Origin of the sequence: Oxalobacteraceae sp. CFBP 8761, from assembly GCA_014841595.1 — a bacterium.
Taxonomy (GTDB): Bacteria; Pseudomonadota; Gammaproteobacteria; order Burkholderiales; family Burkholderiaceae_D; genus Telluria.
In genome coordinates, this window is the sequence record JACYUE010000001.1 from 2,040,848 (window position 1) to 2,063,660 (window position 22,813).

Genomic DNA, 22,813 nt, shown 5'->3' on the forward strand with positions numbered 1-22,813 from the left:
CGTTTGTCGTTTACAGGCAGCCTGTACGACAACCTCCCACACACAGGGTAGTTCGTCTCCTACGCTGTGCAAATGTTGCAAGCTCGATAATGTCGATTGAGAATTCGATAGCGGTGCTCGTCCGCATATGCACCATGAACATTAAAAAAACGCTCGTTGAGGGTCAATTTACCGAGTTGGACAATGGCTGGCCGGAATCCTATGCGTGGGCAATCGAGCAAATGCCTTGCCCTGCGTATTGTTGCTCCCCGACCGGGGCGCTGGTCCATGTCAATGCGGCTGCGCGGCGGATCTGGGGCGAGTCGTGTCCGCTGGTGGAAGACATGCGCTGGGATGGCTTTGAGACCTTGCGCGGACTGGACGGCCAATTGCTGGACAAGGCCACCAGTCCGGCGGCGCAGGCCGCAGCGGGAGCATCACCATGCCCGACCGAGCTGCTCGCCGTGTGCCGCGATGGCCAAGCGCGCCGTATCGTCATTCATGCCAAGCCCGTGTTCCAGGCAAACGGCGCAGTCGTTGGCGCCTTGTGCTGCCTGACCGACATCAGCGAACAGCGCCGGTTGCAAGAGCGCGAGCGGGACGCGGCGAATGCGCGCGAAGAATTCCTGGCCATGCTGGCGCACGAATTGCGCAACCCGCTGGCGCCCATCATGAGTATTGCGGGCCTTCTGCAACGCGCCAACAAGGACCCGGTCGTGGCAAAAATGGCCGGCGTCGTCCAGCGGCAAACCAAGCAGCTCGCACGTTTCATTGCCGATCTGCTGGACGCGTCACGCGTCGATTGCGTGCACACGCTGCCTGTCGAGCTGCGCAGGTGCACGAAGCACGAGATCGTGAACCTGTCGCTGGACGCGGTGGAAACGCTGGTGCGGTCACGCAACCAGCGTTTGATCGTCGAGGTCGACAATCCCGACGCCGAGTTGCGCTGCGATCCGGAGCGGGTGGCGCAGGCACTGGGGAACGTGCTGTGCAATGCCAGTGCGTTCACGCCGGATGGCGAGGAAATCTGCCTGCGGGTCTATATCGAGGGCAATATGCTGCGCGCCGAGGTCATCGACTGCGGGGCTGGCATTGCGGCAGAAGACTTGCAGCACATTTTCGAGCCATTCGAGCGCCGTGCGCTGGCGCCGGGCCGCGCGCCCGTTGGGGCGGGACTGGGCTTGACGATCGCCAAGGGCGTCTGCGAAGCCCATGGCGGATCGATCTTCGTGCGCAGTGCGGGGCCCGGGATGGGCACCACCGTGTCGATGGCCTTGCCGGTGGCCGTCTGAGCTGCCTGACATGCTGACCGGGATCGTCTCCCGGCTTCGATCGTCACAAATGTGGTCAGGTCAGACCTGGCCGCCGGCACGGCGCGCGCGGTGACGCTCCAGCAACCAGGCCACGATGCCTGGCACCAGCGACAGCACGATGATGCCCATGATGACGGCGGTCAGATTGTCGTTGACCCATTTGATATTGCCAAAGATGTAGCCGGCAACCGTCAGCGACACGACCCATAGGGTTCCGCCAGCGACGTTATACGCCAGGAAGGTGGCATAGCGCATGCTGCCCAGCGCTGCTACGAACGGTGCGAGCGTACGGACGATCGGCACATAACGCGCCAGCACGATGGTCTTGGGACCATGGCGCTCGAAGAAGCGCTCGGTATGCGCGATGTGCTCGGCCTTGATGAGGCGGAACCGGTAACCGCGCTTCACGCGTTCACGAAACGCACTGCCAATGGCAAAGTTGAGGATATCGCCAGTCACCGCTGCGACGATCAGCAGCGGGATCAGCATTTCCAGTGACAGCATGCCTTTGGCAGCCAGCGCGCCGGTGACGAACAGCAGCGAGTCGCCGGGCAGGAATGGCATCACGACCACGCCTGTCTCGACGAAGATCACGGCAAACAGCAGCACGTAGACGAGCAACTGGTATTCGGCCGCCAGTACGGCGAGGTGGCGGTCCAGGTGGAGGAACCAGTCGAGCAGGGTAGTAAACATTGAATTTCTCGTTGAATCAGGTTGCGGCAGGACCCCGGCCAACGTCATGCTGGCCGGAGCAAAGCGCGTATCTTACCTTTACTGCAACCCGTCCTGTTACTCTTCCTGGAATTCGTCCGAGCGGCAGAACAGATCCCAGGCCGCGATGAACAGGGCCGCAATCACCGGTCCGATCACGAAGCCGTTCAGGCCGAACAGCGCCATGCCGCCCAGCGTCGAGAGCAGAATCACATAGTCGGGCAGCTTGGTGTCCTTGCCGACCAGGATCGGACGCAGGATATTGTCGACCAGGCCGATGACCAGAACGCCATACGCGGCCAGCACCACGCCCTGCCAGATAGCGCCCGTTACCAGGAAGTAAATCGCCACCGGCCCCCACACCAGTGCCGCACCGATGGCCGGCAGCAGTGACAGGAAGGCCATCACCACGCCCCACAGCAGCGGGCCGGACACGTCCAGCATCCAGAAGATCAGGCCGCCCAATGCGCCTTGCGCGACCGCCACCAGCACATTGCCTTTGACCGTGGCGCGAATGACCGTCGTGAAGTTCTGGAACAGACGGCTCTTGTATTCGACACTCAGCGGCACGGCGCGCTGGATGCGCGCTGCCAGGATGCGGCCGTCGCGCAGCAGGAAGAACAGCAGGTACAGCATGATGGTCATGCTGACGACGAAGTCGAGCGTGTTGCGGCCGATATTGAGCGCATACGTGGCGGCAGCCTGGCTGATCTGCGCCGCAAATTCGGTGATCTTGGTCTGCAGCGATGCCAGGTTGGTCAGTTCGAAACGTTCGAGGATCGAAATGGCCCAGTTCGGCAAGGCGCGCATCACGACCTCGAAGTAGTGGGCGAAATCGATCTGGCCGCTGCTGACCATCGTGTAGATACCGGCGACCTGGTCGACCAGCGACGCCGTGATCATGGCCAGCGGCAGCAGCACCATCAGCACGATGACCAGCAGCGAGAGCAAGGCGGCGACGGTGGGCTTGCCCTTGGTCGCGCGCAGCAGTTTCGATTGCAACGGCGCGAAGATGATGGCGAACACGACACCCCAGAACACGGCGCCCGAGTACGGCAACAGAATCCAGAGGAAAGCGATCGTGACGATCGTGAGCAGGAGCAGAAAGGAATTCTGCGGAAGGGTAAATTGCTTCATTGGCTGCGTTTGCGAAAAGGTTAATGTTTCTGGATGATAAACCAAGCCGCTGAAAGCACCCGGTACGTTCGTGTAATGACGTGGGGTGGTGTGCCAAGTATGCAACTTGCATGGCGTGATATTCCGCTGTGGCTTAATGACCACAAAGTCAGTTCAATCGTGTGGGTTGGCAAACTAACATCTTGCGATAATTAATTGTTGCCGCGTCAGACACAGTCTGGCGGGCACTTCCATCAATTGATTATCCGGAGAAAGAATGTCCCGTCCTGCACCACGCACTGCTGCCCCGTCTGTCCACACCACCCTCGTCCGCGCGCTCAAGGGCGCGATCCTGCTGGGCGCCGCCGCAGCAGGCATGGCGCAGGCGCAGCAATCGCCAGCGCTCGATCGCGTCAGCATCTCGGCCGGCGCGTTCTACGCCGAGCCGGAAATCCACCTGGGTGGCGACACGCGCTATGGCCGCATCGATACGCCAGACGAAGAGATCGACGACGTCACGCTGCCACGCGTCAAGGCCGAGGTCCTGATCGGCGACAGCCACGGCATTTCGTTCGATTACTTCCGCTTCGACGAAGGCTATGGCGCTGACCTGAGTGGCAACACGGAGTATGAAGGCCGTCCGGTCAGCGGCTCGATCCGCGCCGACGCCAACCTGCGCATCGAGCTGGCGCGCTTGTCGTACAAGCTGTGGTTCGGCAAGGAAAAGAACGTCTTCGGCATCGGCCTGGGCGCAGCCCACCTGCGCGCCAAGATTTCCGGTTCGGCAACGGCCAATGTCAGCGCGACCGCGCCGGTGGAAAACTACACGTGGAGCGGTTCGGCATCAGCCAGCGAAAGCGTGTGGGCCCCGACCGTCGAACTGGCATGGCGCCACGCCCTGAACGACCAGGTCCGCTTCTACGCGGAAGCCGCGGGCGTGAAGAAGAACGGCGGCAACGTCGAAGGCCATATCTATAACGGCGCGGTCGGCGTGGAATACTTCCCGCACAAGAACATCGGCCTGGTGCTGGACTACGGTATCCAGAAGATCGACCTGCACCGCAATGGCGAACGCACCGCCGACATCGACCTCAAGCTGACCGGCCCGTCGGCCTACCTCAAGGTCCGCTTCTGATCGGGACTGCGCTCACGTTTGAACTGCACGTTCAGTTGCTCTCGGTCATAATACCTAGTGTGAAAGCACTGGTGTAAGGGGAGTGGGTGAAAACGGATCAACTGGTCGCGTGTCATGACTGTGGCAGCCTGTATCACTGGCGGCCGCTGGCCGCCTGCGAGCGCGCCAGCTGCACCCGCTGCCAGCACGAGTTGTACCGCTGGCACAAGGGCAGCCCGGCGCGCCAGGCCGAGGTGCTGGCCGCCCTGACGCTGGGCGCCGTCCTGGTGTTCCTGCTGGCGCAGTGGTTCCCGATCGTCACGCTCGAGATGGGTGGCATGCTCTCGGGTGCCACGCTGTACCAGGCGGTGGCGGTGCTGTGGGGGGCGGGAGACCAGGTCATCGCGGCCATGGTCTTTTTCTGCGCCATCATCTTTCCCGGCATCGAACTCGCTTCCCTGTTCTACGTGGCGCTCGGCCTGACCCGGGGCGTGCGCGTGCCCGGTTTCAACCTCGTGCTGCGCACGGTGCAGGGCGCGCGTCACTGGGCCATGACCGAAGTGCTGATGATCGGCATCCTGATCACCGTGATCAAGATGACCAGCCTGGCGCGCGTGGAGCCACATCCGGCCCTGTTCGCCTTTGGCATACTCACGATCCTGTGCGCGCTCGTCATGCGCTACGAACCGAAAGCGCTGTGGGCGCTGGCCGACCGTCTCGCGCCGCTGCGCAAATCCGACCCGGCGCGCCAGACCACCACGATTCCCGAAGCCGATTCGGTGCTGGTCTCGTGCAGCGCCTGCGGCCTGGTGAACCACACGTGTCCGTCGCGCGACGGCACCGACCGCTGCGCCCGCTGCAGCGCGGCGCTGCACCGCCGGATTCCCCACAGCGTCGGCTGGACCTGGGCCATGCTGCTGGCTGCCACGCTGCTGTATATTCCCGCCAATATGCTGCCCGTGATGTACACCCGCTCGATCGGGGGTACGGAAGGCGACACGATCATGAGCGGCGTCGTGCTGTTCTGGAACACCGGCTCCAAGGGCCTGGCCATCATCATCTTCGTGGCCAGCATCGTGGTGCCGGTGTCAAAACTCGCTGCGCTGGCATGGCTCAACGCGACTGCCCAGGCGCGCTCGCGCACGGCGCCGATGGCGCGCACACGCGCGTATCGCGCCATCGAATTCGTCGGCCGCTGGTCGATGCTGGATATTTTCGTGGTTGCCCTGACCGTCGCGCTGGTGCGCTTCGATGCGCTGGTGGTGATCACGGCCGGACCGGGCGCGATTGCGTTTGGCTGCGTGGTGATCGTGACAATGGTCGCGTCCCACCAGTTCGACCCGCGCCTGATCTGGGACCCTATTGAATCGAACGGAGAACCACATGTCTGAACAGGACAGCGCAACACCACCGGGCACACCGCCGCCAACCCCGCCCGGACCACCCGTGGGGCCATCGGCGCCGCTGGCGGCTTCGCCCGCCGTTGATCGCCCGAGCCGCTGGCTGCCGTCGCTGATCTGGATGATTCCCGTGCTCGCTGCGCTGATCGGTGCCTGGCAGGTGGTCAGCTGGGTGACCAACAAGGGCGCGACCGTCTACGTGTATTTCTCCAGTGGCGAAGGGCTCGAAGCCGGGCAGACCAAGGTCAAGTACAAGGACGTCGACATCGGCCGCGTCGTCTCGGTCACGCTCGGCGAAGACGGCAACCGCGTCGTGGCCAAGATCGAGATGGCCAAGGAGGCCGACCGCTTCACCGCCATCGACTCGCGCTTCTGGGTCGTGAAGCCGCAAATCGGCGCCAGCGGTGTCTCGGGCCTGGGCACGCTGCTGTCCGGCCCCTACATCGGCGCGGCGCCCGGGGTCAAGGAAGACACGACCAACAGCTTCACCGGCCTGGAAACAGCGCCGCCGATTCCGATTGGCCTGAAGGGCCGCGAATACAAGCTGCATGCCGAGACGCTCGGTTCGGTGGCGCCTGGTTCACCGGTCTACTTCAAGCGCGTGCGCGTGGGGCAGGTGGCATCGGTGGCGCTGGACAAGGCCGGGCACGGTATCGACATGTCGGTGTTCGTCGAACAGCCCTACATCGGCCTGGTGGGCCCGGATTCGCGCTGGTGGCATGCCAGCGGCGTCGATTTGCGCCTTGATGCGAGCGGCCTGAAACTCAATACCCAGTCGCTGGCGGCTCTGGCCACCGGCGGCATCGCGTTCGAATCGGCCGACGACCGCAAGCCGGTGACGCCGGCGCCGGCCGGCACCCGCTTCGTGCTGTCCGAAGACCGCAGTGCCGCGCTGCGCCCGCCGGACGGTCCGGCGGTGACGGCCGTGGTGTACTTCGACCAGTCGCTGCGCGGCCTGTCGCCGGGCGCCGTCGTCGATTTCCGCGGCGTGGCGCTGGGCGAAGTGCGCGCGGTCGGCATCGAATTCGATCGCGAGCGCCAGAAATTCACCATGCCGATTACGGTCGACCTGTATCCGGGACGTCTCGGCAAGGGCTTCATGGCGGCGATGGAACGCGAAGACGGCGGCCAGCGTGCCTTGACCGCGATGGTGGGCCGCGGCCTGCGCGCGCAGCTGCGCAACGGCAACCTGCTGACCGGCCAGCTGTACATCGCGCTGGACTTCTTCCCGAATGCCCGCAAGGCGACGATCGCGGCGCAGGGCGACATGCTGGTCTTGCCGACGGTGCCAGGCCAGCTCGACGAGCTGCAAAGCCAGATCTCGCGCATCGCGGGCAAACTCGACAAGATCCCGTTCGACGAGATCGGCGTGAACCTGAACCGCACGCTGGTGCAGGCCAACGCCACACTGGCACGGATCGATGGGAAAGTGCTGCCTGAGATGCAGCAGACGCTCAATGCCGCCAAGGCCACGTTCGCCAGCGCCGAAAGCGTGCTGGCGCAGGATGCGCCGCTGCAGTCCGACCTGCGCAAGGCGCTGCAGTCGGTGACCGACACGATGGCCAAGATCGATGCGCTGGCCGATTACCTCGAACGAAATCCGCAGTCGCTCATTCGCGGCAAACCTCAGGAGAAAAAAGAATGACGCTGTTTATCCAGGCGCGCCGCGCACTGACAGGCGCGGCGCTGGCAGCCCCGCTGCTGCTGGCAGGCTGCTCGAGCACGCCAACCGACCAGTTCTATACCCTCAGCGGCGGCGCAGCCACGGTCGTGCCGCCGGCGGCGGCCAGCGCGCCGCTGTTCTTCGAGATGCGCCCGGTGACGATTCCCGCGCAGGTGCGCCGTCCGCAACTGATGGTGGCGGGCGAGGCCGGCAAGATCGAGCTGATGGAGCACCATCGCTGGGCCGGTCCGCTGGCCGATGAAATTACCACCGGGCTGTCGCTGGGGATTGCGGCCAATCTGGGTGGTGTGGATGTGTACCGCAACCCGGCGCCGGCCGGCAGCACGCTGTACCGTATCGGTGCGAACGTCCAGCGTTTCGAATCAAAGGAGGGCAGCTATGCCCTGATCGACGCGGTCTGGAACGTGCGCAAGGTCGATGGCGGCTCGGTGCAGACGTGCCGCAGCGTGTTCCAGGAAAACGTGGGGCCGGGTTACGAGGCACTGGTGGCCGGGCATCGCGCTGCGTTGGCCAAGCTGGCTGCGGCGATCTCGGCCGGCGTGCGCAGCCAGGTTGCCGGCGGCACGCTGGCCTGCGTGAACAACCCATAGCGCAACAGCGGGCAGGCCCGCGTCACGCAGTGGCTGCGGGCTTACTTCTTCGGTGTCAGCATCAGGAGCTTGCCGCGCGGACCGTCCTCCAGCAGCCATACTGCGCCGTCCGGCCCGGTGCGAACGGCGCGGATGCGTTCGCCCATGTCCCAATGGTCTACCTTCTTCGCGTTCTCGCCGTCGAGGGCGATGCGGTCCAGCGACTTGCCCGAGAGGCCGGTGATGAAGAGGGAATTTTTCCACTTCGGGAACAGGTCCGCGTCGTAGTAGGCAAGGCCCCCTGGTGAGATGGCCGGATCCCAGGACACTTTCGGGGCTTCGAAGCCGTCGCCAGGCTTGTGGTCAGGAATGTCCCGGCCGTCATAGTGACTGCCGTTCGACGCTTTCGGCCAGCCATAGTTAAGGCCTGGCTTGATCAGATTGATCTCGTCGCCATGGCGCGGCCCCATCTCCATTTCCCACAAGCGCCCCTGCTTGTCAAAGGCCACGCCCAGAAGATTGCGGTGACCATACGACCAGACGGCCGGGTTGAACCCCTTCGCCGCGAGCGGGTTGCCAGCCGCCGGCGTGCCGTCGAGGTTCAGGCGCAGCACCTTGCCGAGCGTCGACTTGGGGTCTTGCGCCGGGTCGAACAGCTGGCGGTCGCCACTGGTAAAGAACAGGTACTTGCCATCCGGCGAGAAGCCAATACGGCCCGAATAGTGCCCGCCCGTCGACGCATCCTGGCCGCGGAAAATGACCTTGGTATTCTTGAGTGCGCCGCCCGCCTGATCCAGTGTCGCCGTGGCGAGCATCACCCGGGTGTCGGCGCCGCTACCCGCTTCAGAGTAGCTAAAGTAGAGCATTTTGCTGGCCGCGAAATCGGGAGCGGGCACGATGTCCATCAGCGCGCCCTGGCCCTTGCTGCTGACGGTGGGCGTGCCTGATACGGTCCGCCTAGTACCGGTGGCAGGATCGAACAGGATCATCGTCCCTTCCTTCTGCGTGACCAGCACGTTGCCGTCAGGCAGAAATGCCATGGCCCAAGGGCTGTTGAATGTGCCGACTGCCTTGACCTCGAAAGGCAGGCCGCCGGGGGCGGTTGCGCTGGCCTGCGCGTTTGCGGTCGCGGGGGCGGCGGCGAACGCGAGCAGGGTGAGCGAGAAAGTGGTGGCAAGGCCGAGCACGCTTGAATTCATGTTTTCCAGATCTCCATTCGCGGATTGATGCCAGGTTGTCGAGGCGGTGCACGCCCGTCGCCGACGCGCGCGAAATACGCGCCGGCGCCGTAGGTGCAAGGGGGCGACAGGAAGTGTAGAGCAAAACGCCCATTGCAGACGCTGCGCTGGTCGCGGCCGAATCGTTCTGCGCCCTGGGCGGGCGGCCCACGGTCGGCGCTCGACCGCTGCGTTGGGAAAAATGACAAGGTGCTATGTGCGTCTCTCGATGGCAATGACATCAGCCTGCATTGGCGCCATTGAAGATACGAGATGACGCCATGCGATACGGTCGACATACATGTTGTTTCATGGCAACGATCCATTCTTTATGTGCAGCGCATGGCATTCTGCGGAGAAATTTTGCTTACACTGAAGCCTGTAATGACGCAGTGGTGAGGTGACCCTGCCAGGTGGACTGGCACCGCTTCGCCCATGACGCCCTGTCAAGAACATACCGGGTCGACCTGCTGCGTTCCATGCCCTGATAAACCCGTGTAGCGCGGCAACGTCGTTCTGTCGTTGTCAGTCAATCCGCATCCGGCTTCAGTGCACATGGCGATCGCACCGTCGACATCAACCAGCAGAAACCCTTCCGAGGCAAAAATGAACGCATTCAAGAACCTGAGAATCGGCACCCAACTCATGCTGGGATTCGGTCTGGTCACCGCGCTGATGCTGCTACTTGGTGCATTTTCCATTTTCGGTTTGACGGCCATTCACACTGCAACGCAGAAGCTGCATCGCGTCAATCAGGCGCACCTCAAGCCACTGTACATCGCCCGCGAAGCACTGGCGCAGACCGGGCTGGCGGCGCGCAATGCCTACGTCTTCACCAGCGACGCGCAGGCCAGGAACGAACTCGACCTGGTCGACCAGCAAAAGAAAGTATATCTCGCCGCGCTCGAGGGCATGTCGCCGGCGTTTGCCGGCGACTCCCAGTTCGACAAGGTGCGTGCAGGATTGCTGACGATGGCCGCTGCACTGGAAAAACCACGCAAGTTCCGTGAAGCGGGCCAGATGGAAGCATTTGGACAATTCCTGGTCGAGGAGTGCAGCCCGCTACGACAGCAGATCGTGAAGGACATCGCGGTACTGGTCGCCAACGCCGAGCGCGAGGTGTCTGACGCCGACGCATCGGCCGAACAGGCTGAAGCTGCCGCTCGTAACTGGGTGATCGGTCTGACTCTGACCGCGTTCGTGTTCAGCGTCGTGATATCGACCGCCATCAAGCGCCTGCTGCTCAAACAGCTGGGGGGCGAGCCTGCTTATACCGCCCAGATTGCCAACCTGATTGCCTCGGGCGACCTCGCCACGAACGTCGATGTTCGCAGCGGCGACAGCACGAGCCTGCTGTTCTCGGTAAAAACCATGCGCGACAGTCTCGCGTCGATCGTCGGCAAGGTGCGCCATGGGACCGATGCGATTGCGAGTGCCTCGTCCGAAATTGCCGAGGGCAGCTGCGATCTGGCCTCACGCACCGAGGTACAGGCGTCTTCACTGGAACGCATTGCATCTGCCATGGAAGAGCTGACCACGACCGTCCAGCAAAACGCGAACAATGCACAGCAGGCCAACACGTTCGCGCAGTCTGCGTCGTCGGTCTCGCAGGAGGGCGGCGCCGTCATGCTTCAGGTGACGGACACGATGGCGTCGATCAATGCGTCATCCAAGCGCATCGTCGACATCATTTCGGTCATCGACGGTATCGCCTTCCAGACGAACATCCTGGCGCTCAACGCCGCGGTGGAAGCAGCGCGCGCAGGCGAGCAAGGGCGCGGGTTTGCCGTCGTAGCCAGCGAAGTACGCAACCTGGCGCAGCGTTCGGCCAGCGCTGCCAAGGAAATCAAGGTGCTGATCGAAGACTCGGTCGGTAAAGTGGACACGGGTTCTGAACTGGTCCAGCGCGCAGGCAGCACCATGCAGACCCTGATGGAGAGCGTGCAACGCGTGACCGAAATCATGGGCGACATCACGCTTGCCAGCGCCGAGCAAAGCGTGGGCCTGGGCGAAGTGAGCAATGCGATCGGCGAAATGGATGGCATGACCCAGCAGAACACCGCGCTTGTTGAAGAAGCCTCAGCCGCGTCGCAGGAACTGCAGGCGCAGGCATCGACCCTGGCCAGCCTGGTAGGCCAGTTCCGGCTATCGGGCGCCGGTGGCGAAACAGGCCGGCAAGAGCGGCCCGCGCTTGCGGCTGCGCCGCTGCGTCTTGCCGCTGTCGCTTGAACATGGCTTCAGGGCGCGGCCGTGACAGGACGGGCCGCACCTGCCTGGTTCATTATGGGATCAGACGTTCTGCGCGCAGGCGTTCAAACAGGTCGAAGAACGACGCGTCGGTCGCCTGATAGGCCGTGAAGCCAAGGCGACGGCTGTTGCTCATGTCCGTCATGACTTCAAGCGGCCGGCCCAGATCGAGGTCGGTATGCCAGGCCGAGGCCAGGCGGTCCAGATCGGCTTCCACCAGGCCATGGCGCGCCGCGATGTCACGCCACAGCGGCGCATCGTTTGCCATCGCCGCTTCGAGTGGCTGCACCGTGCCATTGAAACCGGCCGCCTCGACGCCGAAGAACGCGGCCAGCTTTGGCCACAACCAGCTCCAGCGGAACACGTCGCCATTGACGATATTGAAGGGCTCGTTGCGCGACGCGTCGGTATCGGCGGCCCAGACCAGCTGCTTGGCCAGCATCCGGGCATCGGTCACGTCCGACATGCCATCCCACTGCGCCTTTGACCCGGGGAACTGGAACGGGCGGCCCGTCTCCTTGCAGATCGTCGCATACACGGCCAGCGTGGTGCCCAGGTTCATCGCATTGCCAACGGCCAGGCCGATGACGGTGTGCGGCCGGTGGATGGTCCAGGTGAAGCGGTCGCGCTCGGCCGCGGCATAGACCTCGTCTTCCTGCGCGTAATAGAAATTCTCGAGCGGCAGGCGCGGCTGCGATTCGCGCAGCGGCGTGTCGGGCAGCGTGCCCGAACTGGCGTACGCTTCGAACGGCCCCAGGTAATGCTTCAGGCCCGTGACCAGCGCGACGTGGCGCACGCTCTTGTGCGACGACAACGCGTCCAGCAGGTTGCGCACGAGCGCAGCGTTGACGCGGATATTCTCGGCTTCGGTATCCTGGCGCATCCAGGTCGTGATGAAGACGTGGGTCGGGGCGACGTCCTTTAATGCAGCGCCGAGCGCAGCAGGGTCGAGCAGGTCGGCGGCGATGTGGCGCACCTGCGGCAGATCGCGCGGTGCACGGCGCGACAGGCCAACGACATCCCAGCCTTGCGCCAGCAGTTCACGGGCGGCGTGGTTGCCGCCAATACCGGTAACACCAACGACGAGTGCAGTTCGTTTCATGTGTGGCTCCTGATTTGACAATTGTCGTCCATTTTACTGCGCACGATTGATGTGCGTACTGGCGGGCTGCGCCGTACTCGGTAGAGTTGACTTCCTTTCCTCTCAGAAATAGTCCAGCCATGACCACGTATCGTAGGTGCTTACCCTGCACGTTCGCCGCCATTCCCACGCTGGTCGTGCCGATCGTGCTGATGGTGCTGGCCGGTTGCGCGTCGTCGGCCGCAGACCGGATCGGGACGGCAGCGACCGTGCCACTGACCGACCTGAACGTCGCGCAAGAGGATATTCCAGCCATTTTGCTGGCCGCCCGGGAACATCCGTACGAGGTGCCGGCCAGCCAGAACTGCGTGGCGATTTCGCTGGAAATCCGCGAGCTCGATGAGGTGCTCGGCGCCGACCTCGATGCGCCGGTGTCGCCTGCCGATCCGTCCCTGATGCGCCGCGCCTCGTCGCTGGTTCAGGACCAGGCGGTGGGCGCGCTGCGGCGCACGGCGGAGGGGTTGATCCCGTTTCGCGGCTGGGTGCGCAAGTTGAGCGGGGCCGAGCGCCATTCGAAGCAGGTCTCGGCCTGCATCGCGGCGGGCTCGGTGCGGCGCGCTTTCCTGAAAGGGTTCGCCGCCTCGGAACATTGCGCCTGGCTCAATGCGGTCGGGGCCATGGCCACACGCTGACGGCGTCAGGTTCATGGCCAGGCCCGCGACAGAGGGCTTTACCGCGTCACACCATCAGAAGCGGTAGCGCAGCGTCAGCGATGTGTTGCGCGGTGCGCCGTAGGTGAACTGGTTGTAGGCGGCGAACATCGCGAACGTTTTCTTGTCGGTCGCATTGTTGACGTTCAGCTGGGCCGACAGCTGCTTGTTGAACTCGTAGCGCGCCATCAGGTTGACCAGCGCGTAGGATTCCTGTTCCATGCGGCCGTCGATTCCCGGGGCAACCGTGCCGTCGATCGTGTAGGTGCTGCCTTCCCAGTTCACGCCGCCGCCGACGGTCAGCTTGTTCCATTGGCCCGGCAGGCGATAGCTGGCAAATGCGCGCAGCGTTTTGCGTGGATAGATCGAGTTGAAGTCGACGCCCGTTGCATCCTTGGCGCGGAAGATCGCGTAGCCGATGCTGGCGTTCAGGCCCGGGACGATCTCGCCCGACACATCCAGCTCGATCCCCTTGCTGGTAGCGCCCTGGGCGGCGCGGTAATAGCTTTCTTCGAGCAGCGGGCCGGCCGCACCATCGCGGTCGATGCGGCCGGCGGCCTGGCCCAGGTTGTCCTGCTTCAGATGGAACACGGCCAGTGAGGCGTTGACGCGGCGGTCGAAGAACTCGCCCTTGATGCCCGCTTCGTTGGCCTTGCCTTCGATCGGGTCGAGCAGGTTGCCCGCCAGGTCCTTCAGGTTTTGCGGCTCGAAGATGCTCGTGTGGCTGGCATACAGCGAGTAGGTGTCGTTCAGGTCGAACACGAGGCCGGCGTAGGGCGTGATCTCGTTGTCGTAATTGAGCGAGTACGGGGCTTGCCATTGGCCGCCGCCTTGCTTTTCGTATTTGGTCACGCGCGCGCCGATGATTGCCTTGAGATCGTTGGTGACCGAGAAGCGCGCCATGCCGTACAGGCCCTGCTGCTTCGTTGCGCTGGTCTCGTAGCGGGTCTGCTGGCCCCATACCGGGGCGGGGTACGACGCCGGATTCCAGTTGTTGAAATCACGGACTGCTGGTGCCGCTCCGTCAGGTTCACCCGCGAAGCTGGCCAGGCGGTTGTTCGAGTGGAAATCGGTCTTGGCATGCAGGTAGCCGAACGCGGCTTCGTGCTGGCGTCCGAAGGCCGAGAAGGGGCCGCTGGCGTGCACGCCGAGGTCTTTCTGCTTCGTCTGGATGACGTAGGAGCCGGCAAAGGCTCCCAGGCCAGAACCCGTCACGCGATCCGGCACGCCCGACAGGTACAGCAGGTGCGAGTCGCCGTCGCGGGTGGCATCGGTGTAGGTCAGGCGCAGGTTCCAGCCGTTGGCAAAGCGGTGCTCGTAATCGGCGAAGAAATTGTCGTACTGGTTTTCATAGCCGGTCCACGGGGTGCCGGTGGTCTTCGAACGGTCCCAGTCGATGATCGAGCCGTCGCTGTAGCGGTATGGCAGGCCGCCCCACATCGAGCCGCGCGGGTTCATTTTCTGGCGCGAGAAACCGGTCGAGAAGGTGCCGTCGCGGCCGATGTCGGCTTCGACGGTGGCGTAGATGGTGCGATCCTTGTTTTCCAGGTACTGCACCCAGCTGTCGCCGGCGCTGTACTCGGCCACGGCGCGGCCACGGATGCTGCCCGACGCATTCAAAGGCGTCGAGACATCGGCCATGATGCGGCGCTTGTCCCAGCGGCCGACCGTAGCCTCGATCGTGCCGTCCAGCTTCTTGCTGAAGGCGCGCTTGCGCACCAGGTTCAGTGCAGCCGATGGCGTGCCGGCGCCGGTCATCAGGCCGGTGGCGCCGCGCACGACTTCGACGCGGTCGTACAGGGCCAGGCTGCCCAACACTTCGCCCGCGCTCCAGGCGGCGTCCCAGGTGGTCGGGATGTTGTCGATCTGCAGATTGGTGACTTCGAAACCACGGGCCGTGAAGCTCGCGCGGTGGGTTTCGTACTGGTTGACCGAGACGCCGGTGACGTTGTTGGCGACGTCGGTGATGGTGAGCAGGCCCTGGTCTTCGATGCGCTGCTGCGTGATGACCGACACCGATTGCGGTGTGTCGCGCAGCGACATGTCCAGTGGCGTGGCGGTGCGGGTGCGGCCGATCGTATACGAGCCGACCGCGTCGCCCAGTTTCTGCGCCTGCACTTGCACTTGCGGCATCGACGTGGTGCCCGCGTCGGTTGACTGGGCCTGGGCAACGAACGGAAGTGCGAGGCTCACGCACAGCGTCAGTGTTTTCACGTGAAGACGCCCCGTAGGGCAGACCAGCTTATCCATCTTTTTATCCTGTTGTTCGTGGTTGGTACATACGACCGGTATCCCGTTTTGGTGGACGGGTGTGGTCAGATCGCCAAAAGATGGTAATGATAACCATTCTCATCTAGGAGTGTCAACTTGTTAATTGGAAATATAATGAGTTCGCCCGGCATGGTGCCGGGCGACTGTTCATCAGGCTGGAGAAGGATGGGTGACCGCGCGGGATATCGCAGCGGCCGTGCTGGTTCAAGCCACCGCGCGCTTGTTCGCCTCGGTCACCGTCCAATAATAGATAGTGCGGCCATCGACCTCGACCGTTTTTTCGGCAGGCCATTCGGCGCCCATATCGAAGGCATGCGAGACCACGCGCGTGCCGATCTTCAGTTGCTTCCACAATTGCGGGCGCAGCTTCGCGTTGATGTTGGGCAGCAGGTACAGCGTTACGACAGTGGCAGTCGAGAAATCCGTCTTGAACAGGTCGCCGATACGAAATTTGGCGCGGTCGGACACCCCCGCCTTTTTCGCGTTTTCGGTCGCCTCGGCGATGCGGACCGGATCGATGTCGATGCCGGTGCCGCGTGCACCCCGCGCTTTCGCGGCCGTCACGACGATGCGTCCGTCGCCGCAGCCAAGGTCGAACAGCGTGTCGTTCTTGCCGACCCTGGCCAGGTCGAGCATCTTGTCGACGACGTCCTGTGGCGTCGGCACGTACGGGACATCGAGGCGGGGCATGGCGGCCGTGATCTGGGCCAGTGCGCGCCCGAACGGCAGCATCGTCAGGCCGGTGGCGGCAGCGGCGGACAGCACGATCGTACGACGGCGAGGGTGCGAGGTCATCGGAGCATCTCCTTCGGGCAGGTGGGTTGGTCAGGTAGCCGGACGATCGTGCCGCGAACGCAGCACGAGCAGCAGCAGGGCGCCGCAGGCCAGCACCGCGACGCCGATCCAGGCCGCATTCAGGCCGCCGAGCGACTGGCTGTACACGTACGACAGGCTCGACCAGAGCATGTAGGCGCAACTGGCGCAGAACAGCAGCGGCAACACCGGATACAGCGGCACCCTGAACGGGCGCGGCATCTGCGGCTCGCGCCGGCGCAGCACGAACAGCGACAGGCCGGTGAGCAGGAAGAACAGCCAGAACACGGGCGCCGTGAATTCGACCATGGCCTTGAACCCGCTGCCCAGCGCGGCGCCGAGTCCGACCAGCGCCAGCGCGGCGATGCATTGCACCGCCATGGCCACGGTCGGCGTGCCGCGTTCGTGATCCCAGGTCGCCAGCGTTCCGAGCTTGTTCCAGTCCAGGCCCACGGCATAACTGGTGCGGGCGCCGACGATCATCGTGGCGTTGATCGAGGTGAGAGCCGAAACCGCGACGAGCACCGCCATGATCTTCTCGCCGGGTGGGCCGAACACGGTCTTCATGACATCGGCCGCCACGGCCTCGGACGCGGCCATGCCTTCCAGGCCCAGCACGGTCCAGTAGGCCCACGTCACCAGCAGATACAGGACGGTGATGACCACGATGCCCAGGGTCAGCGCGAGCACCATATTGCGCGGGCCACCGCGCAGTTCGGCGCTGATGTAGGCGGCCTCGTTCCAGCCGCCATAGGTCAGCAGCACGAAGACCATTGCCATGCCGAGCGCGGCGACTTCTGGCACTGCAGCAGAAGCCACGGCAGCGCTGCGCGCCGGCGCCGGATCGGCAAACAGGGCGGCCGCGCCGACGATCACGAGCAGGCCCAGAATCTCGGTGATGGTCAGGAGGGTCTGGGCGCCGGCGCCGGTGCGGATGCCACGCAGGTTCAGCAGCGACAAGCCGGCGATGACCGCCACCGCATACGCCGTGCTGCCCCAGTCGCCGGGCAGGACCGTGAGGGGCACTGCCTGCTGCATGTAGTCGCCGAACACGAAGGCAAGCAGCGCGATCGAGCCGGTCGTGATGACGGAGAAGCGGGCCCAGCCAAACAGAAAGGCAACCGGGCGGCCGAATGCGCGCTGCAGGTAGTGGTAGTCGCCGCCAGCGTGCGGGTAGGTGGTCGTCAACTCGGCATAGCAGAGCGCACCGATCAGCGACAGGACGCCGCCCAGCACCCACAGCGTGAACATCTGCGTGGCGCCGCCGCTGAGACTGGCGACAAGGGATGGCGCCTTGAAAATGCCCGCGCCGATGACCACGCCGACGATGACGGCCACCGCCTCACGCAGGCCGATCGTCGGCCGGGGACGGGTGCCGGCACGTGATGAAACAACGCATTCAGCTTCGATGGCATCCATGGCGGATATGTCAGGAAGTTGCCCGGCGGCTCAGGGAGCGCCTTGCGTGGTTGGTCGTATCCAGTGCTGCCGACACGCGGCCGCGCACTCGCTGTTCCTCAAATCATGGTATCGACGGCGACTGGACGGCGGCGCGCGATTGCCCAGCGGAACGTGGCGCGCCAACCTGGATGGACTTGCCTGACGGGGATGGGGGCAACAGGGGATCAGCGGCGCAGGCTGCGCCGCTGATCGTTGCTCAACCGTTCGACGCGGGCGCGCCGAGCCAGTCGAAGATGGTGGGCCACAGCGTCGCATGCGCGTTGCGCCCGGCGAGCACCCCAACGTGCTGCAGATTCACGCCGATGTCGCCATGGTATTGCAGCACCTGCTTGCGCACGCTCGAGGTCGCCTCGTGGAATGGCACCATCGCGGCCGGCGGAATCACCTTGCTGCGAAAATCGACGACGCTGATCAATGGCGAGCGCAGGTCGGCCGGGCCGATCGTGCGGCCGTTGATGACGAGCCGGCCGCCCATGAAGTCATCGTTGCGGTACAGCGACTCGACGATGTCGACGAACAGCTTGCCGGGCAGGGGGAATTCGTCATGGCTCCAGCGCTCGACCTGCATGTGCGTGGCCAGCGCCTTCTGATCGAACAGCGACAGCCAGCGGTCGGTCGCGCGCTCCCAGCCGAAGGCCTGCGGCTCTGCCATCGCACTCATCAGGTTGAGGAAGGCGCCCGGGATGTGACGGAACGTGTCGGCAATCTGGCGCGCATCGGGCGTGGCCTTGACCAGCGGCGCGAAGCACGAGGCCCTATGCCCGAAGCCCAGCGGCGATTCGAGCAGCACGGTGGCCGTCACGTGCCCGGGATGCATGGCGCTGTAGATCGCGGCGAGAATGCCGCCGAGCGAGTGGCCCACTAACGTCAGGCTGGCTTCTCCGCTATCGGCCTGGATGGCGCGCTGGCAGCTCGACAGCATGCGGTCGCCATAGTCGGCCAGGCCAACGGCCGGGTCGCCGTCGGGCATCGGCAGCCATTCGGCCAGGTAGACGCGGTAGCCGCGCTCCTGCCAGCGCTGCACGACGCTGATGTCGGGCGCCAGGTCCCAGATATAGGCGCGCTTGATCGGCGCCGGCACCAACAAAACGGCCGGCCCGCCGGCGGCGGCAGGTTCGTAGCGGCGCAGTTGCAGGCCTGTCTCGGCCAGGATGACCGAAAACGGCGTTTCCTGCGGGCCGTGACCGGCCTGCTCGAGTTGCCGGCCACGCTCCTGGCGGCTGCGGTCCATATTTCTGAGGGCTTGTACCTGCTGCGGCCCCAGGGTAGTCCAGTTGCTGGCGTACATGGCGATCCCATCGAAGTGGCGACCATGGCACTTTACCGGCTTTGGCGATCTGCGCCAATCGCGGCGTGCAGGAATCGCCATGGGGTTTGCGCTCGCTACCACCCGGGCCGTGACGGCAATGACCATGCCGACATTGCAGCCGGTGGCTACAGGTACTTGACCCAGGCCTTGCCGCTCTCGCGCTTGTAACGGCCAAACCGCTTTGTTGGCCAGTACAGCAGCAGCGCCAGCAAGACCGAGCCGAGCCATACCTGCCAGACATGCCCGACATCCACGCGCGGCAGGTCCAGCACGAACGCGGCCACGCGCTGCGCCACCAGCAACAGATACAGGTGCGCGATATAGAAGAACAGCGGCGCGCCACCGAACACGGCCGCGATCCGTACCCATCCAGCGTCGATGCGCTCGATCCAGGCCAGCACCAGCAGGCCCACGCCGAGCGTGAGCAGCAGGAAGTCCAGCGATGGCGGGTACTTCGTGAAATTCAGCCACGACATCGCGCTGCGCAGCAGCGTCTCGTGCGGCGCCCATGGCAGCGGCTCGCCATACAGGTTCCAGGTGCGCAGCAGCGCGAGCAGCAGCAGGCTGGCCGCACCTGCGAGCACCAGCCAGCGCCGGCGCTGTGCGGCGGGCATCCCACGCGCATACAGCGGGCCGCAGGCGTAACCGAGCAGGATCACGCCGATCCACGCCAGCAGCGGATAGCTGATGCGCACCCGCACCGGGTCGTACATCAGGTTGCCGCGCTGTTCGAGAATCGTCCAGGCACTGGCGGCCCAGGTATCCGGCGCGAACGCCACGCCAGCCAGCCCATTGTGGCCGCCCACGATCGCCGCGCCGATGGCCGCCAGCAGCAGCAGGGGCAGACGGTGCAGCAGGGCCAGCGCCAGCATCGACAGGCCGATCGCCCACATCACCTGCAGATACACGGTCTGCGGCGTGAAGGTGCCGGTCCAGGCGAAGTTGATGACGACGATTTCGAGCAGGATCAGGAAGGCGCCGCGTTTGGCCAGAAACCCCGTCGCGCTGCGCGGACCGCTCGCCGGATTGGCGTACAGCCAGGCCGACAGGCCGGTCAGGAACACGAACATCGGCGCGCAGAAGTGCGCGGCAAGGCGTGAAAAGAACAGGGCCGGGTCGGTGCTCGCGACATCCATCGGGTCGCTGACCTGGTGCTGCAGATAGAAGGTTTCGCGGACGTGATCGAGCGTCATGATCAGCATGACGAGTCCGCGCACGACATCGATCGACGCGATACGCTGGCTTGGCGGATTGACTGGGAGGCTGTGCACGGCGGCGTTCATGCAGTGGCAAAGCCCGGCATTCTACCCTGCGCCGCGCCCGGCATGCGACGCCTCTGGCATACTCGGGCCATCTTCCACGGCGAAACGGCAGGGTGTTGAACGATGAAACCGAGCATTCTCGTATTGGGCAGCGTCTGGTCGGACGACGTGCGCGAACAGGTGGCGCAAGCCTTCGACTGTCACTTCATGAAAGCGATCCCGCAGGCGGGCGACGCCGCGTTCGACGCGATCGCCGGCAGCATCCGCGGTGTGCTCACCACCGGCACGGTCGGTGTCACGCCGGCGCTGGTGGCAAGCCTGCCGCAGCTTGAGATCGTGACGGTGCACGGCGTGGGCGTCGATGCGGTGCCGCTGTCGCTGTTGGCTGAAAAGGGCATTCACGTGACCAACACGCCCGACGTGCTGACCGACGACGTGGCCGATTTCGCCGTGTTGTTGCTGCTGGCCACGGTGCGGCGCCTGCCGGTGCTCGATCGCTATGTGCGCGCCGGTGACTGGCTGGCCAAGGCGCCCCTGGGAGACGTGCAGGCGCGCGCACTGAAGGGCAAGGTCGCCGGCATCGTCGGCTTCGGGCGCATCGGCCAGGCTGTCGCCACGCGCCTGGAGGGCTTCGGGCTGCAGATCCGCTACTACCAGCGCAGCCCCGGGCCGGCGCCCGCGCAGCGCAGTGCGACGCTGCTCGCACTGGCACAGGAGAGCGACATGCTCGTGCTGTGCATGCCGGGCGGCGCCGACACGCAGGGCATGATCGACCAGGAGATCATCGAGGCGCTGGGGCCGCAAGGCACCCTGATCAACATCGCGCGCGGCACCGTGGTCGACGAAGCGGCGCTGGTAGCGGCACTGCAGGACGGCCGGCTGGGCGCCGCGGGCCTGGACGTGTTCGAACAAGAACCGCAGGTGCCGCAGGCGCTGCTGGCGCTGGACAATGTCGTGCTCACGCCGCACGTGGGCAGTTTTACCGTTGAAGCGCGGCGCGCGATGGGCGCGCTGGCAGTGGCTAATCTGGTCGCGCATTTCGAAGGCCAGCCGCTGCCGACGCCGGTGGACTGAGGTCGTCAACAAGGGGAGATAAGGGCGCCGCATTGCTGTATCATCCCCGTCCTGCAAACGAAAGTCACACATGCTCATCATCACCATCAAGCAGGGCAAGGAAAAAGCCCTGCTCGCCGGCGACCCGTGGATCTACCTGTCGGCCGTCGAAAAAGTCGACGGCAAGGGCCACGAACGCAACAAGCCGGGCATCACCGCCATCGTCCAAACGTCGACGCGCCAGTTCATCGGCCGCGCCGCCTACAACGCCAAGTCGCAGATCGTCGGGCGCATGTGGTCGTTGCGCGAGGACGAACCGGTCGATCATGCAATGATCAAGCGCCGCGTCCAGGCCGCCATCGACAAGCGCGCCGCCACGCTGCGCATTGCCGATCCGCAGGCGCTGATCGGTTTGATCGATGGTGAAAAAGATGGCTTGCCGGGCTTGCAGGTGCATCAATATGGTGGGGCCGATGGCTACCTGATCTGCCAGTTCAACGCTGCCGGTGTCGACATGTGGAAGGTGCCGGTCGTGCAGGCGCTATTGAAGGCCACCGGTTGCCGCAACGTCTACGAACGCAGCGACCCGCTCGTGCGCCAGGGCGAAGGCCTGTTGAACACGCCGGGCGCACTGGCCGGCGACGAACCGCCCGACCGCCTGATGGTGCGCGATGGCAAACGCCTGGTGCCGATGGATATCGCCACCGGGTTCACCTATCCGCGCTGAGCGGCTGCCCGGTCAGTCCAGGCGCTCGTGATGATCGGCCACGCCGCGCTTCCAGTAGGCCGATACTTTGGCCGCCTGGCGTGGCATGCCTGCCTCGACCAGCACCTGGCGCACACGCGCCATCAGCGCCGCTTCGCCGCCACCCCAGGCCAGCCCGGCGCCCGCCTGCGCCGGCAACTCCTTCAGCACCTGCAACAGCGCATCGTCGCTGTCGACCCAGTGGATACGGGCATCGGCGCGGGTCACCAACGTGCGGCGGTCCGCGGCGCTCACCAGCAGCACTGCGTCGACGCGGGCGTCTGCCGGCAATTCCTCGAGCCGGCGCGTCACGGCCGGCAGCGCGCTGTCGTCGCCGATCAGCAGGTGCCAGTCCATCGCCAGCGGCAGGATCATCGAACCGCGCGGCCCGCCGATGGTCGCGCGCTGGCCAATGGTTGCATTGCGCGCCCACTCGGCCGCACCGCCATGGCCGTGCAGCGCAAATTCGATGTCGATCTCGCGGGCGTCGGTGTCGACCCGGCGCGGTGTGTAGTCGCGCCGTACCTGCTCGCCACTGGCATCGTTGAACATGAACTTGACGTGGTCGTCGAACGACAGCGACGTGAAGTCCGCCAGCGCCTCGCCCTGGAACGTGATGCCGGCAAAGCCGGGGCTGACGCGGTTGATGCGCGCCACGGTGACCTCGCGCAGTTTCAGGTCGTGGCGCACGCGTTCGATCGTGGGGATGCGGTTTTCACTCATGCTACACTCCATCAATTAGTTGATAACGTCCACCA

Annotated in this window: 19 protein-coding genes; 9 read left to right on the plus strand and 10 right to left on the minus strand. The window is 64.6% G+C overall.

The annotated features are described in order from the left end of the window. Window positions 1-134 precede the first annotated feature (134 nt). A complete protein-coding gene (locus tag IFU00_08995; protein MBD8542417.1) occupies window positions 135-1,271 on the plus strand; it encodes a PAS domain-containing sensor histidine kinase in 1,137 nt (378 codons plus the stop codon). 60 nt (window positions 1,272-1,331) lie between these two features. Here the strand turns inward: IFU00_08995 and IFU00_09000 are convergent, their stop codons facing one another. Further along, a complete protein-coding gene (locus tag IFU00_09000; protein ID MBD8542418.1) occupies window positions 1,332-1,985 on the minus strand; it encodes a VTT domain-containing protein in 654 nt (217 codons plus the stop codon). A 96-nt stretch (window positions 1,986-2,081) separates the two neighbouring features. Next, window positions 2,082-3,140 carry an AI-2E family transporter gene (locus IFU00_09005; protein MBD8542419.1) on the minus strand — a complete coding sequence of 353 codons (1,059 nt, stop codon included), beginning with the start codon at window positions 3,138-3,140 and terminating at the stop codon, window positions 2,082-2,084. 256 nt (window positions 3,141-3,396) lie between these two features. Here IFU00_09005 and IFU00_09010 point away from each other — a divergent pair, with 256 nt between their 5' ends. From IFU00_09010 to IFU00_09025, 4 genes are all read left to right on the plus strand, one after another. Then, the gene (locus IFU00_09010; GenBank protein MBD8542420.1) at window positions 3,397-4,254 is read left to right on the plus strand and encodes a hypothetical protein; all 858 of its coding nucleotides are present in this window, start codon (window positions 3,397-3,399) and stop codon (window positions 4,252-4,254) included. 86 nt (window positions 4,255-4,340) lie between these two features. Further along, window positions 4,341-5,624, plus strand: a complete 1,284-nt coding sequence (locus IFU00_09015; protein MBD8542421.1) for a paraquat-inducible protein A — start codon at window positions 4,341-4,343, stop codon at window positions 5,622-5,624. Continuing rightward, the gene (locus tag IFU00_09020; protein MBD8542422.1) at window positions 5,617-7,278 is read left to right on the plus strand and encodes an MCE family protein; all 1,662 of its coding nucleotides are present in this window, start codon (window positions 5,617-5,619) and stop codon (window positions 7,276-7,278) included. Before IFU00_09015 ends, IFU00_09020 begins: the two co-directional genes overlap by 8 nt. After that, window positions 7,275-7,907 (plus strand): membrane integrity-associated transporter subunit PqiC, encoded by a 633-nt coding sequence (locus IFU00_09025; GenBank protein ID MBD8542423.1) that lies wholly within the window; start codon window positions 7,275-7,277, stop codon window positions 7,905-7,907. The genes IFU00_09020 and IFU00_09025 overlap by 4 nt, the downstream gene beginning before the upstream one ends. 41 nt (window positions 7,908-7,948) lie before the next feature. Here the strand turns inward: IFU00_09025 and IFU00_09030 are convergent, their stop codons facing one another. Next, entirely contained in the window at window positions 7,949-9,085 is a 1,137-nt protein-coding gene (locus tag IFU00_09030) for a PQQ-dependent sugar dehydrogenase (GenBank protein ID MBD8542424.1), read from the minus strand. A 624-nt stretch (window positions 9,086-9,709) separates the two neighbouring features. Here IFU00_09030 and IFU00_09035 point away from each other — a divergent pair. Then, on the plus strand, window positions 9,710-11,332 hold the full coding sequence (locus IFU00_09035) for a chemotaxis protein (GenBank protein MBD8542425.1): 1,623 nt from the start codon (window positions 9,710-9,712) through the stop codon (window positions 11,330-11,332). A gap of 52 nt (window positions 11,333-11,384) precedes the next feature. Here IFU00_09035 and IFU00_09040 read toward each other — a convergent pair whose 3' ends face one another. Then, a complete protein-coding gene (locus IFU00_09040) occupies window positions 11,385-12,452 on the minus strand; it encodes an SDR family oxidoreductase (protein ID MBD8542426.1) in 1,068 nt (355 codons plus the stop codon). 191 nt (window positions 12,453-12,643) lie between these two features. Between IFU00_09040 and IFU00_09045 the strand changes: the two genes are divergently transcribed. Further along, window positions 12,644-13,123, plus strand: coding sequence for a hypothetical protein (locus IFU00_09045; GenBank protein MBD8542427.1), 480 nt, complete (start codon window positions 12,644-12,646; stop codon window positions 13,121-13,123). A 54-nt stretch (window positions 13,124-13,177) separates the two neighbouring features. Here IFU00_09045 and IFU00_09050 read toward each other — a convergent pair whose 3' ends face one another. The 5 genes from IFU00_09050 to IFU00_09070 form a co-directional block, all read right to left on the minus strand. Then, the gene (locus tag IFU00_09050; GenBank protein ID MBD8542428.1) at window positions 13,178-15,391 is read right to left on the minus strand and encodes a TonB-dependent siderophore receptor; all 2,214 of its coding nucleotides are present in this window, start codon (window positions 15,389-15,391) and stop codon (window positions 13,178-13,180) included. A gap of 225 nt (window positions 15,392-15,616) precedes the next feature. Beyond that, window positions 15,617-16,207, minus strand: coding sequence for a methyltransferase domain-containing protein (locus IFU00_09055; protein MBD8542429.1), 591 nt, complete (start codon window positions 16,205-16,207; stop codon window positions 15,617-15,619). Between the two features lie 30 nt (window positions 16,208-16,237). Further along, complete coding sequence (locus tag IFU00_09060) at window positions 16,238-17,644, minus strand: amino acid permease (protein ID MBD8542430.1); 1,407 nt, start codon at window positions 17,642-17,644, stop codon at window positions 16,238-16,240. 238 nt (window positions 17,645-17,882) lie between these two features. After that, window positions 17,883-18,974: an alpha/beta fold hydrolase gene (locus IFU00_09065; protein MBD8542431.1), complete on the minus strand. Its 1,092-nt coding sequence runs from the start codon at window positions 18,972-18,974 to the stop codon at window positions 17,883-17,885. Window positions 18,975-19,120: 146 nt separating this feature from the next. Continuing rightward, entirely contained in the window at window positions 19,121-20,278 is a 1,158-nt protein-coding gene (locus tag IFU00_09070) for a DUF1624 domain-containing protein (protein MBD8542432.1), read from the minus strand. A gap of 102 nt (window positions 20,279-20,380) precedes the next feature. Between IFU00_09070 and IFU00_09075 the strand changes: the two genes are divergently transcribed. Beyond that, window positions 20,381-21,331: a 2-hydroxyacid dehydrogenase gene (locus IFU00_09075; protein ID MBD8542433.1), complete on the plus strand. Its 951-nt coding sequence runs from the start codon at window positions 20,381-20,383 to the stop codon at window positions 21,329-21,331. 70 nt (window positions 21,332-21,401) lie between these two features. Further along, window positions 21,402-22,037 carry an SAM-dependent methyltransferase gene (locus tag IFU00_09080; GenBank protein ID MBD8542434.1) on the plus strand — a complete coding sequence of 212 codons (636 nt, stop codon included), beginning with the start codon at window positions 21,402-21,404 and terminating at the stop codon, window positions 22,035-22,037. A gap of 12 nt (window positions 22,038-22,049) precedes the next feature. On the opposite strand, the gene IFU00_09085 is transcribed toward IFU00_09080, so the two are convergent. Further along, window positions 22,050-22,778, minus strand: coding sequence for a siderophore-interacting protein (locus IFU00_09085; protein MBD8542435.1), 729 nt, complete (start codon window positions 22,776-22,778; stop codon window positions 22,050-22,052). Between the last annotated feature and the right edge of the window lie 35 nt (window positions 22,779-22,813).